This window comes from Niastella populi (genome assembly GCF_002078015.1).
In the GTDB taxonomy this organism is placed as follows: domain Bacteria; phylum Bacteroidota; class Bacteroidia; order Chitinophagales; family Chitinophagaceae; genus Niastella; species Niastella populi.
This window is the reverse complement of the sequence record NZ_LWBP01000199.1, coordinates 98,100-112,206: the sequence shown is the minus strand read 5'-3', so window position 1 is coordinate 112,206 and position 14,107 is coordinate 98,100. Positions and strand designations below refer to the sequence as shown.

The window sequence follows — 14,107 nt, the reverse complement described above, 5'->3', positions numbered from 1 at the left end:
TCTACCACAACTTTTTTTATTTAGAGTACTTTTTTGAATTTTTAAAGAAGATAGGGAAGGACATTTTTCATATACAACCAATTGGCTAGAACATTGGCATTAAGTTTTAAAAAAAGACCTGATGCAAAACTTACTTACTACCCATACTTTGATGCTCCTAGGATTCCATGGTTATTCGGTTTATTAAGAGACAAGAGAGTTAAATTTTAGTAGATAATCCTTTCGGATCAATGAGTAATATTTTTTTATATTCCTGAGTGTCTATATCTCAATTCTGTCGCACCAACATGTATTACAGCCGTTACAAAAGATTATTTCCTGGAGATGTCCTTGTTTGCATTGAGGAGCTTAATATACAAGACAATACAGTCTTGTTTGATTTTATTGACTCTAATGAATACACAACCTTTACCGACTTGATAAATAGGGCATTTGATCTTACTAAACCATCAATGGTCTTATTAAATAATTATCAAGGCAGACCAATTCAGGAGAATACTATTTATTCAATAAAACCAGAAACTATACAGAGTTGGAGTGAACAAGTGAATAATTCTGAGGATTTAAACTCTTTTCTAATTGGTTATATAATCGACGTTTCAAATGCCGGAAGCGAAATTTTTGATTCTTCTGTTTCGCTCAATGACTTTCTTGATTGGCGACTCAACTATTATATGAATGGCTATGGCGACAGCTCGGCAATTCCATTTCACAGGAAAGGGAAATTAAGTGTAACAGTGAGAGATGTAGGGCAAGGTAATTGGAATGAAATAAATTTTAACGATGAGACTAAAGTCGTCTATGATGCAGGAGCTCCAATGAACGCTTCCAAGCCTGCTGTACTAAACATCATTGGAAACAGAAATGTCTTATATAAAAGAGCAAAGCCTATTCTTATTTTATCACATTGGGACAAAGATCATTATCATTCTTTACTTGGAATGAGCAATGTTGACCTGCAAAATAATTTTTCAGCATTTGTTTGTAGAGATCGCGTTCCCAATTTGACAAGTAGGATTCTTTTTGGACGACTTAATTCCTCATTAGGTCCATCAAACACTTATTCAATTCCTGCTGACGTTAGAAGAGCAAGAGGGGGAGCGACCTTTTTTAGAAATCTTAATTCTTTAAATAATCAAATAATTATTTACAATGCACAGTATCATAAAAACAGGAATATTTCAGGCATAGCCCTGTCGGTTAAATCAAAGAAAGAGAGTATTATTTTGTCAGGTGATGCCCATTATGAACAAGTATCAAGAGATATCCTAGCGCACTTAAACTATCGACACAGAAATAATTTGGTAGTTCCTCATCATGGAGGCAAGGCAGGTACTTATGTTTACAAAATTCCGCCATTAGTGAGGGTTAAAAATGCAATAATCTCAGTTGGTGCAAATCGCTATGGCCATCCAAATACTTCATATATTGGAGCCTTGCATTTAGCTGGTTTCTCTATTCACCAAACCAATATTGCGCAAAATGATATCACAATTTATCTCTAAATAATTGTAAGCCGAAATTAGTATGTAGGTTCTGATCAGCACCAGTAAAGCAATAGTCCGATATAATCTAAGGGTTAGTTTTTTATGCCTATTTAAGATGAAGGCAGGCTCTATGGATACCCAACTAAATTGTCTTTATGGCAGAAAAAAGGAAAAAAAACACTGAAAATATTACACATTCAGCTTGCTGTCTTTTTTACATAATTTAGTCTATTTCTTATGCAAAACCCATTCAGCTAACCTCACTGTACACGTTGGAATTGATTTTGATCAGTTCCCGCAGTTCTTTCAAGTTAAAAGAAAACTTCGCATTTTCCCGGGAGTTTTTCAGTGATAATAAAAATTATTGGATTTAAAACCATAATTGCCGCATATACTGGAGCTGTTATTATCACTGAGCAAAAAAGTTTCGCAAATTTTGCGTCATCAAGTAGAAGCCTAGGAGATATTGATACAATAATGAGGCAGCGGCGAATTGTTCATACTGATTCCAGAGTATTATCCAAATTTTACTAACGTTTAAACAATTGTACCAGATTGATAAACTACCCTAATCAACTGCTATGACTAAAAAGCCTTCTTTCAACAAGAAAATCAGAACACCTATTCCCAAGCTACGAAAAGTACTAGCCGAATTGCAACAGGAGATAAATTCCCTATGCCCACTTTGCTTCAGCGAAGAAGTGGGCGTGTTTGAATTGCATCATATTGACGAAAACCCCGCGCACAACGAAAAGAATAACTTGCTACTCGTATGCCCAACCTGTCACGCAAAAATTGATAAGAAAATCGTTTCAATGGAAATGGTGCGGAATGCCAAAACAATGGCGCTGAACCGAAATTCACAAATCGAGTTTGTCTCGGCCATTATCGATGAAGAACAGTGTCGTTGGTACCAGAAGAATGAACGCTGCTTTTACAAAGGCGAGCCAGGTAAACCCGAAATCCCTGTTATTGGCTTTACCTTGATTAATCATTCTCCCAAAACCGTGGTTATGAAAACCATTCGGATGTTTGCAAAGCATTTGCCCAGTGGTTTGAGTGGAATTCCACATGCATCGGCATTAAAAAGCGCCGTTAAATACCGGCTTTGTATCACCAAACTTGGTGAAAAGCTTTATCCTCTACGATCACCCTTACAAATCCCGGCAGGGCTAGCTGCTAAATTTGATACGGAGATTTATTGCAAGATGGTGGGTGACTTAGACATTGCTCCTGTTGGGAGATATGTCCTTTATTTATCCTTTTATTTCAATGGGAACAACATTTTGACTGCTCCTCCCGTCTTTCTGAATTGCAGCGGAGAGAATGAACCACTAATGATCATGCGTAACATTGGATAAATCTAATTGAACTCAAAATGAATGTAAACCGCAGCTTTCTTGATCTAACACCTAATGAGTGCTTGGATGTCTATCCCGAGGTATTGAAAAACGCAGATGAATTTTATACTACTGCCCAATTAATGGCAGGGTCCGGGTTTTACGGAAAAGCAATTGCCCATTTGATCTTGGGAGCCGAAGAGTATATCAAAGGGCTCTTTCTTTTTCTGGAAGGGCACGATTTCCAGCTACGAAAAATGACAGAACTGCATGGCATATTCAAACACCATGCACCGCGCCATAGCATCCTGCGGGATACCTATTCGGTATGGATGGTGATAAAACATCTATATGAAATCAGAATCAACAGTTCCAGAAGTGGAATTATTCAGCATCTATTTAAAGCGGCCTTTACTATTTTCCCGGCGATGAGTAATGTCGATTGGTGGAAAAAGGCCGACAAACTAAAGCAACGGGGATTTTATACGGATTTTAAAAACGAGGTAATGAACCCTACTCAACTGACAGCGGAAGATTTTGAAGAAGCATTACGCCGAACAATGTCAATTTCCGAAAATATAAAGCAGTTCATAGATGAAGTCAAAAAAATAACACCGGCGCAGTTAAAAGCATTTAGGCTAAATTTTAAGGAGGCGGATTTTCCTTCATTAGTCGCTGAAACAATTAAAAGAAAATAAGTCATGGGGCCTTAACCAACAAATGATGATCCTATGAATTTTATTTCATTGTAGGTTGTTGGCAGACAGCTATCCACTTTGGAGCTTCAATTACTTCATCTGCATCATGCTTAAAGCCGCTTTTACCCGCAAATTCACCTGCTTGGGAGACCAAAAAACGTAAATAAAGAACTTTGACAAATATTGTGTGTAAACAAAAAGCCACCTACCAAGGTGGCTCAATATTATCAAAAGCATTCTCCTTACTACTTCTTTTTCTCGCTCAACATTTTTTCCAACAGCGCAATCTTTTCACGCTCGGATTTTAATAATGCCTCGTAAAGCCTTTCATTTTTATCAATCGCTTCTACCCATTTATCTATGGGGTTAAAATTATAAGTTCCATAGTTACCGATAACATGGCTAACACTATTGTCATGAAATGAACTCACAAAACTAACCGCAGCTTCCTCGTTATAGTTTTTTATTGCGTCCACTGGTACCTTCAGCGTTTTCGCTATCTGCTCCAGAGTCTCTGGATCAATCGTTTCCTTAGTTTCTAGCAGGGACACACTTTGCTGGCTAATACCTAGCTCGCTAGCCAGTGTTTCCTGTTTTACCTGTAATATTTCTCGTATGCGCTTAACAGCTCGTCCTTGATGTACTTTATCTGGCATAGGCGTAGTTATCATGGTTCAAATATATGGAATTTATGGTATTGGTTTGGCACTGTTATATCCCTTGTAAAATACAATAAAATACTGGTACTCCACCAGTTAAATTGGTTCGGTACGGCACAAGTACCCTGTAATTTGCTATTCACTAGAGATAAAAGCCGTACCCCGCCACAAGGCATATGCTTTTATTTTAATACCAAACCTTTTTAACCTACATGCAAACGACATTTGACAACCTACCTCCACACCTGATAACTCTTTTAGCTGAGCTTACACAGAAAGTTGCTGGGGCAATTCAACCAGAAAAAATCCTTTGTTACGGTTACCGGGCCTCCCCTCACAATGATTGGAGCTGTTTTACTGAAGACAGCCCCCACCAGGAAACAATTAAGGTCACCTTTGATCTACTGGTCATTACCAATGGTAACAATAAGCAGCCCGACCATGAAATGCTACAAAAAATTAATCATTTGGCGGAACCCCTGGATTGTGAAGTCACTGCAATTGTCCAATCTCTGGACTCGGTAAACGACTTAATAGCCAAAAACAGCCGCTTTTTGACCACTGTTTATCATAAAGCCGTACTGGTATATAATGCGGGTAATGGCGATATAATATATCGTCCGGCAGCAATATCGCATGAAGAAACAACAAGAAAAATAGAAACGGCCTGGAACAACTGTTACCAAACAGCGGAACGATTCTTTAAAACTGCCTGCTTTTGTCTGGACAACGACTGGAATGAAAAAGCCCTATTTGATTTACACCAAGCAACCCAACATACTTGTATGGCCCTTTTACGGGTATACACCGGATACCGGTCTACCACGCACAACCTTTTCCGTTTACTCGCCCTAATTGAGAACTTTTCTTTTGTTCCTTCCAGTGTATTCCCCTGTATTACGGCAGAGGAAATTGCGCTACTTAACCAGCTCAACAAAGCCTACTCCGATTCCCGTTATAAAGAAAACTACACTGTGCCAACTGAAACGGCCATCCTATTAAAGAAAAGAGTGCAAGAATTGCTGCTGTTAGCCAAGAAATTATATGACAAAAAAATAACGGCGTTACAAAATAACAGAATCACCACATTCCCATTAACGGCTACCGACGCTGCCATCTAAAACTTTAACTCATATGAAATCAGCCAACGACTATTTGGAAACCTCCATATGGTTTAAAGAACCCATAACTGACCCCAACCAGATTTTCGCTGAATTTTTCACCGCAGCGGCTCTTAAAGACTACCGAAAGCGCATTAAGGCAGTATTAAAAGCTGCTTTTGGAAAACATATCTGGCCAAAAAAGAACCCAGGTGCTTTATTATATTACTTTAAAATGATAGAATCCATTATCAATGCTGCCTATCTGATAAATAAAGAAAATAAATCATCCCCACTTCTTATTAACAACGAAAATTCATTTAACCCACAATCTCTTTTGCAGTTGGCATGCTGATTCTACCCAATGGGACTTTTTCCCAAAAGTTCTCTCTTTTAAAGAATATGTCGATCCATATATAGTTTTCAAGCGCTTCTTTAAATACCTGGCTTTGTCTGCCTGGAAAGAGGAACTTCAAGACCTGCTAGAATATGCTTTGGTCGAAACAAGTTTATATGAAGCAGGTATGAAAAAAGATATGCTATCGCTTTATTTTCATCTTTGCAAACTGGTAGAAGCGGCCCACCTGATCGATGTCAGGGAAAACAACCACATAGGTGGCATCCCCAAGATCAGGGTGAAGATCACTCACTAATGCAGTTTCCATATTCAGCCGAACAAACATACTGAGTTCGCAAATTAAATCTTCATCAACCTAAATTCCTATTTATGAATGTTAACAGTCAAATAAAAGTAGCCATCGTAGATGATCATGATCTCATCCGTAAAAGCCTTCAGGAATTATTGAACCTGTGGGGATACACGGTAATTCCACCGGCTACAAACGGTAAGGACTTTCTGGACTTACTGGTAAAGGGGATAATACCAGACATCTGCATTTTAGATATGCGCATGCCCGAAATGGATGGTTATGAAACTATAAAAGCGGTAAAGGGAAAATGGCCCGGTATTAAAATCATTGCTTACTCCATGGATTTTACAAATCCACATGCAGGGGAACCTGAAGGCGCAGACGCAATCGTTTCCAAAAGCGGCCCATACCAGGAATTGAAAGAGGCACTGGCGCTATTAAGCAGCCAAATAGTCGGCATTAGAATGGCCCTCCAGTAAATGCAGCGGAGTTGGTAAATCTGTATTTATACATTAATACAGATTTACATCAGGCAGAGCCTGATTCATCTTATTCGATCATCAATCTTCGATTCTTATACAATTTGACAGAACCACCTTTCAGATAATATTGACCCAAGCCACTTATTATTTTCAATTGTTTTCAGCTCCTGTTAATTAAAATCAATTCGAATTCAAATAGTATTTAAATGGTAGTCAACCTGGGTGCCCAATCAACATTAGGGATGAGTCAAATTGAGGAAAATCGAGCCAAATTGTACCAAATCGAAGAAATTTAGATGTAATCGTATGCATTCGAGCACGTTTGCAAAGGTACCCTATAGCCCTAGCATACTTTTGTGTTACAACTAATCCTTTCAAAAAAACTAAAAAGTATGTCAAGCAAATTAATAACTAAAAAAGAGTTGAGTATTCCTGCTGCTATTATCACAGAAGTGGCAGAGGTATTGTTAGAAAACGAGATTATTAACGATATCATTGGTGCGAATACTAAAACTGATGAAGTGTTAATAGAAGTACAGTTTGAACGGGAACAGCGTGATGTTATTCATCACATAGAAGACATGATTTCCGATTACCAAGAAACGGAAGAAGAAGAGGAGGATGATGATGACGACGAGGAAGATTAGATCATTGCCGTCAGTTAAATGAAATCGTGGGATAACCTCACGATTTTTCCATTTATAAAGAGATACATAATCTTAAAAATCCTTGTACTATGAAAGCCAAAATCAAATCCCTGAAAAACCAGGGGGATGGTTCAGCCTTTGCCCAGGCCATCAATCCAAAAAAGGAAGCATTAACCATTGAAAAGCTACGCACCTTTCCTGGATGCGAACATTACAGTGATGAAGAAGCTGAACAGGTAGTGCAGACCATTCACCAGTATGTTCTTATTCTGTTCGAATGCGTTTCAAAAGCCAAAGTGGTCCCTTTACCAGACACTAAGAACATATCATACCTAAATCCTATTAAAAAGAAAGCGTCATGAATCAGCAACTTGATTTGTTTCAGCAATGGTCAAAAAGACCAGTTGTACACTATAAGAAAACGTCAACCGGCAAGTTTTGCGTGGTATACACCCGTGTATCCTCCAAAGAGCAATATGAAACCAACCTGAGCCTGGATACGCAGAAACGCTCCATTGAGGAGTTTGCAGCCCGCAACGAGTTTGCCATCATGGGCTACTATGGTGGCACTTATGAAAGCGCCAGTACTGATGGCCGCAAGGAGTTTCAGCGAATGCTGGAGTTCATCAAAAAGAATAAGGAAAAAGTAACCCATATTCTGGTATACCTGCTGGATAGGTTCAGTCGTACAGGGGATGGGGCTATGCGGCTATCCAAAGAACTCCGCGAGAAATATGGCGTTACTATCATTGCGGTTACGCAGCCCATTGATACTAGCAACCCCGGCGGGGTGTTCCAGCAAAATATGCAATTTTTGTTCAGTGAATATGATAACCAGTTACGTCGGCAGAGGGCCATTGCCGGTACAAAAGAAAAGCTGGAAAGAGGTATCTGGTGCTTGCAACCACCAATGGGCTATTCAATTATAAAGGAAGATAAAAAACGCCAGATTGTTGTCAATGAAATAGGCAAAAAACTGCGCAAGGCATTTGAGTGGAAAGCTCAGGGAATGAAAAATGATGAAATCCTATCCCGGTTACAGGCAATGGGTGTTAAGATCTATAAGCAGAAACTAAGCATGATCCTTTCTAACCCATTTTATTGCGGAATCATTGCCCATAAAACCCTGAATGGAAAACTGGTGGTAGGTGACCACGAGAAACTCATATCCCAGGAACTATTCCTGCGTATTCACGATATCCGGGCAGCGGCGGGAGGTAAGTATGGTGTATCGCATAAAAAGGAGAATTCAGCATACCCGTTAAAACTTTTCATGAAATGTGGCAATTGTGGAATTGGCTACACCGGCTATGCCGTTACCAAAACAATCAAAGCAACCAAAGAGATAGGCCGGTATCATTATTACAAATGCCGTACTGAAGGCTGTAACTGCAATAAAAGCACAAGAGTGGTCAATAACCATTTTCTCGATTACCTAGCTGGTTATAGTATTAAATCGCATTTGGTAACGCCGCTGCTATACCACATGAACTATGCTTTTGACCGGCATTACGAGGCTTCCTTTAAGTTAAGGGATACCCTGTACAGCAATCTGGCTATAGTAGATGCAAAGATTGAGGAACTGGAAGAAAACTATTACGTTGATAAAAGGGTACCTGCTGAAACCTATGACAGACTAATGATAAAGCTCGCCAAAGAGAAAAAGCAGATCCTGGACAACCTGGCCGGTAGCAACATCGAGAGTTCTAACTTAAAAGAAGCTTTCGAGTGCGCCATCAATATTTCGCTGAAAATCCCGCTGCTATGGCATTCCAGCGAAGTAGCGGCAAAGGAAAAGCTACAAAAAATGGTGTTCCCTGAAGGAATAAGCTATTTTCACAAAAATGGCACGTTTCTAACTGAAAATGTAAACGAAGTATTTAAGCGAATCCCGCAACTGAACAGCATTACAGACGATGATAAAAACAAACAAGGCAGCATTTCTGCTGCCTTGTCCAATTTAGTCGGGTGAACAAGATTCGAACCGGCCACCACTATCTGATTATCTTATATTTTTAAGCGCCTCCCAAATATATTACTTTAAACGTTAGCCGTCTTCTCCTGAACCCTGAAATGCCCGGGAACTGTTCCGAACGAGCGCACCAGCCGGTTCCAGGAATTGATCTGTACAACGGCCATGGTTATATTCGCAACTTCATCTTTGGAAAAGTGTTTATTCAATTCATCGTGTAAATGATCGCTGGGTTCTTCCGCCTTCATACGGGTAAGCGTTTCTGCAAAAGCAAGTGCCGCGCATTCCCGGGGCGTATAATAATCGGTTTCACGCCAGGCAGCAACCGAAAGCAGCCGAATCGGTGTTTCCCCGGCATGAATGGCCTTTTTAAAGTGCATATCCAAACAATAAGCGCAACTGTTGATCTGTGATACCCGCATGTAGATCAACTCAAGTAATTTATAATCCAGTCCACACTGGTCAACATAATTTTGTCCCTGCTTCAACGCATTGTAAACGCCGGCTGCTTCTTTGAATGTGATTCTTTCCATACTAATTGGTTTTGTGGCGTAATGACAACCGGAGCGTATTTCGCGTGACAGTTTTTTCGATTTCTTCTATTTTTTAAAGAAGTAGCTCCCAGGATTTAGAGATTTAGGGATTTTGAGATTTGCCGGAAGGCAGAACCCTGATGAAATCCCAAAATCTCTACATCTATAAATCAGCAATGAAAAACAACGTTATTTCCTGAATGAAACCAGCTTATCAGGGTTGCGCATTATGTAAACCCGGTGTAAAAGCCCATCCCGCCATTCGAAGATCATACAGGTCACCAGTTGCTCGTTGTGATAATAGAACAGGGCAGGGTGGTGGTTCACCCAGCCTCTTACCGGTTCAGTACCATTGTAGAATTTATGGAAAACGCCCGACAGGAACAGGGACGCACTTTCGATGCCCACGAGCGGGTTGAGCGCTGCCCTTACCTTGCCGCCGCCGTCGGAAACCACTACAATATCATTGCTCAGCAGTTGTTCCAGTTTTTTAACATCGCGGCTGCGGATGGTTTCGATGTATTTATCGAGGTAACTGGCCGGCGTTTGAGCTGTCTGCTTAATTTCTTCGTTCTGTAGTGCTGTGCGGGCCCGGCTGAGGATCTTTCTTGAATTTTCTACGCTTATATCCAGCACTTCGGCAATCTCCTCATGTTCGTAAGAGAAGGCTTCTTTGAGAATAAAAACGGCGCGTTGTCTGGCATCGAGCTTTTCAAGCAATACCATCAGAGAGTAGGAGAGAATATCCTTTTGGTTCAGATCAGCGTCGGCGGTTTCTGTAGCTACCGGTTCGGGCAGCCAGCTGCCGGGATAACCGCTTTGCATTTTCTGCAGCCTGTTACGGGCATTGATAGCGCGGTTGATCACCGAGCGGGTGAGGTAGGCTTTTTCATTTTCAATTTCGCCGCCGGAACGGTTCACCATTTCAAGCATTACATCCTGAACCACATCCCGGGCTTCCTCATAGGAGCCGAGAATATTATATGCATACGAAGTAAGTAACTGCCGCAGGGAATTCATACGCAAATGTAAGATGGAATGAAGTTTTTGTGAACCGGATGACCGGTTATTGTTGTTAGTATGAGCGTGTTATCCTGTATATAGTAAAAATCAGCCAGCTTTTTATAAATCTGGTGCAGGGTTTAACAACTTACGGCTGGTGTTTGACCTTTTTGCGGAAATGTTTGTAAGCATAAAGCCTATGGTTATTCATTTTTATTGAACGGTTGAATGAAATACAGGGCAGTTAAGTTATTTATACGGATATGCAGGCTATTTATCGGGGTGTTTTAATTATCATAATCCATTGTTTGCATTTTTGCGCCCTTAGATCAGTAAAGCGGGCCTGTTGTCGCTTTATTATTGGTGCTGGTTCTTGATGTTATGCCATAATTTGACTGTTTATCTACCTCAATTGCATTTTGCGCAGCATTTTCCGATGGGAATTGCAAATTCCCGAAAGGAAAAGGCGTAACCTGAATACTTTCCGGATTTCCTGAAGGATGTTGAGAATACCCGAAAGGAAATAGCTTTTCCCGAAGGATTTTGCGATTTCCTCGAATCTTTTCGATTTTCCGGTAGGCTTTTGCTATTGCCTGAAAGATTTCATGCATTCCTTAAGGCCTTTATGTTTTCCCGAAGGGAAAAGATTTTTCCTTAAAATTTTATTTGTGATAAAGCAGGATGCTGAATTTCAGGCACATAATTATGATAAATTGAGAACTAATTCTTTGTGATACTGAATTGAGAATTTATTTTAATCAACCTTAGTCTACACAAACAAATTGCACCTGAAACCATGTAAACGCCTGTATTTCTTATTGATAAAATTTATTATTTTTAGAGCTCACAGTCAATTACATCCTATAAATTGACGGATCACTTCACATTAAGCCACTCTGGTCAATAGCAAATTTCTATAAGGGATTCACCGCGCACTCAACTTGCCGATAATGGTTAGGGAACTTCGATTGTCACATTTTCAACCATTTATAAGCATGAAAATTATGAAAAGGAGACTGGCGCTGAATTTTAAAGGAGTTAAAGACACTGACATCCGCATGTTGGCATCTTCTGTATGTCAGGGTATGGATGGTAATGAGAAATTTCCCGATCCCGGCATGCTTATTATTGAACTAAAAGAAATATCCCGGCAATTTGAGCAGGCCATGTCAGATGCAAGTTTGGGCGACCGGCTAAAAATTGCAATAAAAAATAATGTTCGGATACTGCTTGTCAAAAAACTAAAACAGGTCGGCGAATTTGTCAATACCCATTCAAATGAACAAGAATACCTCCTGTGGAGCAGTGGATTTGATCTTATAAAACCGGTGGATGAAATTAAGTTAAAACATCCCAATGATTTCAAAATACTCCCCGGCCCCAAACCAGGGGAAATAACAATGAAAGTTCGCGGAATTAAAGGCGCCCGCTCCTACCTGTACCAATGGACGCCCGCCCCGGTTACCCCCGAAAGCGTTTGGCAAAGCATTGCCGACACCCGCTGCAAAAAGGTGATCTCGGGCCTGCCCCTCGGCATAAATTACTGCTTTCGCATGGCCGCCGTTGGCGCCCGTAACCAGCTCGTTTACACCCAGGTGCTGAGCCGGTATATTTCGTAGGCCAGACCGTAAAAACACATTTGCATTCTCTCCATAATGCCACTGAAATCAGTTACTTTTGCGGATATTTAAAGGACAATCGACTTAATGAAGAATATCCGCAATTTTTGCATTATCGCGCATATCGACCATGGTAAAAGTACCCTGGCAGACAGACTGTTACAAAGCACCAATACCATCAGTGAACGGGAAATGATGGACCAGGTACTCGACGATATGGACCTGGAAAGGGAAAAAGGGATCACCATCAAGAGCCACGCCATTCAGATCAACTATAAACATAACGACGGTCAGGAGTACATCCTGAACCTTATCGATACCCCCGGCCACGTAGATTTCAGCTATGAAGTAAGCCGTGCCCTGGCCGCCTGCGAAGGCGCCCTGTTACTGGTTGATGCCACCCAGGGAATTCAGGCCCAAACCATCAGCAACCTGTACCTGGCCATCGAGAACGACCTCGAGATCATACCCGTTATCAATAAAATTGATATGGACGGCGCCATGATCGAAGAGGTAATGGACCAGATCATTGAACTTATCGGCTGCAAACCGGAAGACATTCTGCTGGCAAGCGGCCGTACCGGCATTGGGGTCGACGGCATTCTGCAGGCGATCGTGGAACGTATCCCTGCTCCAAAAGGCAATGCTGAAGCGCCCCTGCAGGCCCTGATCTTCGACAGCGTATTCAACAGCTTCCGGGGCATCATCGTTTACTTCCGCGTACTGAACGGCGCCATCCGTAAAGGCGATATCGTAAAATTTGTGTCTACCGACATGGATTACGAGGCCGCCGAGGTGGGGATCCTCAAACTGAAAATGACGGAAAAGAAAGAAGTAAGCGCGGGTGATGTAGGGTATCTTATTACCGGTATCAAAAATGCGAAAGAAGTAAAAGTGGGTGATACTATTACCCTCAAAAATAATCCTACACAGGAAATGATCAAGGGTTTCCAGGAAGTGAAACCGATGGTATTTGCGGGTATTTTCCCCGTTAATACCGACGAGTTCGAGGAGTTGCGCGACTGTATGGATAAACTCCAGCTGAACGACGCTTCTCTTACCTACGAACTGGAAACCTCCCAGGCCCTTGGCTTCGGTTTCCGGTGCGGTTTCCTTGGTATGCTGCACATGGAGATCATCCAGGAAAGGCTGGAGCGGGAGTTCAATCAAACCGTGATCACCACCGTTCCCAACGTAAGCTTTATCGCCTACACAACCAAAGGCGAAAAGATCATCGTGAACAACCCTACAGAGTTTCCCGACCCGGTAAAAACTGACCGGATCGAAGAACCATTCATCAAAGCCCAGATCATTACAAAGCCGGAGTATATCGGTAACATTATGACGCTTTGTTTGGGCAAACGCGGCATTCTTTTGAACCAAAGCTACCTGACCACAACCCGTGTGGAGCTGCATTTCGAGATGCCATTGACAGAGATCGTTTTCGACTTCTACGATAAACTGAAAAGCCAGACCCGTGGCTATGCGTCATTCGATTACCATCCGATCGGGTACCGCGAAAGCGATATCGTAAAGATGGATATCCTGCTCAACAGCGACAAGGTGGATGCCCTCAGCGCGCTTATTCACCGGGGCCGCTCACAGGATTTCGGCCGTAAGCTCTGCGAAAAGCTGAAGGAGCTGTTGCCCCGCCAGCAATTCCAGATAGCCATACAGGCCGCCGTTGGCGCCAAAGTACTCGCCCGCGAAAACATCAGCGCAATGCGGAAAGACGTTACCGCCAAATGTTATGGCGGCGACATCAGCCGTAAACGTAAACTGTTGGAAAAACAGAAAGAAGGTAAAAAGCGTATGCGCCAGATAGGTAATGTGGAAGTACCGCAGGAAGCGTTCTTAGCGGTTTTGAAACTTGACGATTAAGCAAATTTCAACAATATGTAAAAGGCCCCGACATAAT

16 protein-coding genes are annotated in these 14,107 nt (G+C 41.5%); 12 read left to right on the top strand and 4 right to left on the bottom strand.

Features of this window, described 5'->3' with window-relative positions; all coding sequences use genetic code 11:
• Positions 1-287 precede the first annotated feature (287 nt).
• The 3 genes from A4R26_RS22015 (at position 288) to A4R26_RS22005 (ending at position 3,525) form a co-directional block, all read left to right on the top strand.
• The gene (locus A4R26_RS22015; RefSeq protein WP_081168552.1) at positions 288-1,505 is read left to right on the top strand and encodes a ComEC/Rec2 family competence protein; all 1,218 of its coding nucleotides are present in this window, start codon (positions 288-290) and stop codon (positions 1,503-1,505) included.
• A gap of 563 nt (positions 1,506-2,068) precedes the next feature.
• Positions 2,069-2,848: an HNH endonuclease signature motif containing protein gene (locus A4R26_RS22010; RefSeq protein ID WP_081168550.1), complete on the top strand. Its 780-nt coding sequence runs from the start codon at positions 2,069-2,071 to the stop codon at positions 2,846-2,848.
• A gap of 17 nt (positions 2,849-2,865) precedes the next feature.
• On the top strand, positions 2,866-3,525 hold the full coding sequence (locus A4R26_RS22005) for an AbiV family abortive infection protein (protein WP_081168548.1): 660 nt from the start codon (positions 2,866-2,868) through the stop codon (positions 3,523-3,525).
• Between the two features lie 245 nt (positions 3,526-3,770).
• Here the strand turns inward: A4R26_RS22005 and A4R26_RS22000 are convergent, their stop codons facing one another.
• The gene (locus A4R26_RS22000; protein ID WP_081168907.1) at positions 3,771-4,181 is read right to left on the bottom strand and encodes a helix-turn-helix domain-containing protein; all 411 of its coding nucleotides are present in this window, start codon (positions 4,179-4,181) and stop codon (positions 3,771-3,773) included.
• A gap of 215 nt (positions 4,182-4,396) precedes the next feature.
• On the opposite strand from A4R26_RS22000, the gene A4R26_RS21995 reads away from it, so the two are divergent.
• The 7 genes from A4R26_RS21995 to A4R26_RS21965 all read left to right on the top strand — a co-directional run bounded on the left by A4R26_RS21995 (position 4,397) and on the right by A4R26_RS21965 (position 9,035).
• Positions 4,397-5,305, top strand: a complete 909-nt coding sequence (locus A4R26_RS21995; RefSeq protein WP_081168546.1) for a HEPN domain-containing protein — start codon at positions 4,397-4,399, stop codon at positions 5,303-5,305.
• 13 nt (positions 5,306-5,318) lie between these two features.
• Complete coding sequence (locus tag A4R26_RS21990) at positions 5,319-5,639, top strand: hypothetical protein (protein WP_081168544.1); 321 nt, start codon at positions 5,319-5,321, stop codon at positions 5,637-5,639.
• A gap of 169 nt (positions 5,640-5,808) precedes the next feature.
• A complete protein-coding gene (locus tag A4R26_RS35895; protein ID WP_278248442.1) occupies positions 5,809-5,937 on the top strand; it encodes a hypothetical protein in 129 nt (42 codons plus the stop codon).
• A gap of 74 nt (positions 5,938-6,011) precedes the next feature.
• Entirely contained in the window at positions 6,012-6,413 is a 402-nt protein-coding gene (locus A4R26_RS21980; RefSeq protein WP_081168540.1) for a response regulator, read from the top strand.
• 395 nt (positions 6,414-6,808) lie between these two features.
• The gene (locus A4R26_RS21975; protein WP_081168538.1) at positions 6,809-7,063 is read left to right on the top strand and encodes a hypothetical protein; all 255 of its coding nucleotides are present in this window, start codon (positions 6,809-6,811) and stop codon (positions 7,061-7,063) included.
• Positions 7,064-7,152: 89 nt separating this feature from the next.
• Complete coding sequence (locus A4R26_RS21970) at positions 7,153-7,425, top strand: hypothetical protein (protein WP_081168536.1); 273 nt, start codon at positions 7,153-7,155, stop codon at positions 7,423-7,425.
• Positions 7,422-9,035 (top strand): recombinase family protein, encoded by a 1,614-nt coding sequence (locus A4R26_RS21965; RefSeq protein WP_081168534.1) that lies wholly within the window; start codon positions 7,422-7,424, stop codon positions 9,033-9,035. Before A4R26_RS21970 ends, A4R26_RS21965 begins: the two co-directional genes overlap by 4 nt.
• Before the next feature lie 68 nt (positions 9,036-9,103).
• Here the strand turns inward: A4R26_RS21965 and A4R26_RS21960 are convergent, their stop codons facing one another.
• The 3 genes from A4R26_RS21960 to A4R26_RS21950 form a co-directional block, all read right to left on the bottom strand.
• On the bottom strand, positions 9,104-9,568 hold the full coding sequence (locus tag A4R26_RS21960; protein WP_081168532.1) for a carboxymuconolactone decarboxylase family protein: 465 nt from the start codon (positions 9,566-9,568) through the stop codon (positions 9,104-9,106).
• 189 nt (positions 9,569-9,757) lie between these two features.
• Entirely contained in the window at positions 9,758-10,588 is an 831-nt protein-coding gene (locus A4R26_RS21955) for a sigma-70 family RNA polymerase sigma factor (RefSeq protein WP_081168530.1), read from the bottom strand.
• Between the two features lie 311 nt (positions 10,589-10,899).
• Positions 10,900-11,181 carry a hypothetical protein gene (locus A4R26_RS21950; protein ID WP_081168528.1) on the bottom strand — a complete coding sequence of 94 codons (282 nt, stop codon included), beginning with the start codon at positions 11,179-11,181 and terminating at the stop codon, positions 10,900-10,902.
• A gap of 393 nt (positions 11,182-11,574) precedes the next feature.
• Here A4R26_RS21950 and A4R26_RS21945 point away from each other — a divergent pair, with 393 nt between their 5' ends.
• Together A4R26_RS21945 and lepA are read left to right on the top strand one after the other, a co-directional pair.
• Positions 11,575-12,189 carry a hypothetical protein gene (locus A4R26_RS21945; protein ID WP_133054753.1) on the top strand — a complete coding sequence of 205 codons (615 nt, stop codon included), beginning with the start codon at positions 11,575-11,577 and terminating at the stop codon, positions 12,187-12,189.
• Positions 12,190-12,276: 87 nt separating this feature from the next.
• Positions 12,277-14,070 carry a translation elongation factor 4 gene (lepA, locus tag A4R26_RS21940; protein WP_081168524.1) on the top strand — a complete coding sequence of 598 codons (1,794 nt, stop codon included), beginning with the start codon at positions 12,277-12,279 and terminating at the stop codon, positions 14,068-14,070.
• Positions 14,071-14,107 lie beyond the last annotated feature (37 nt).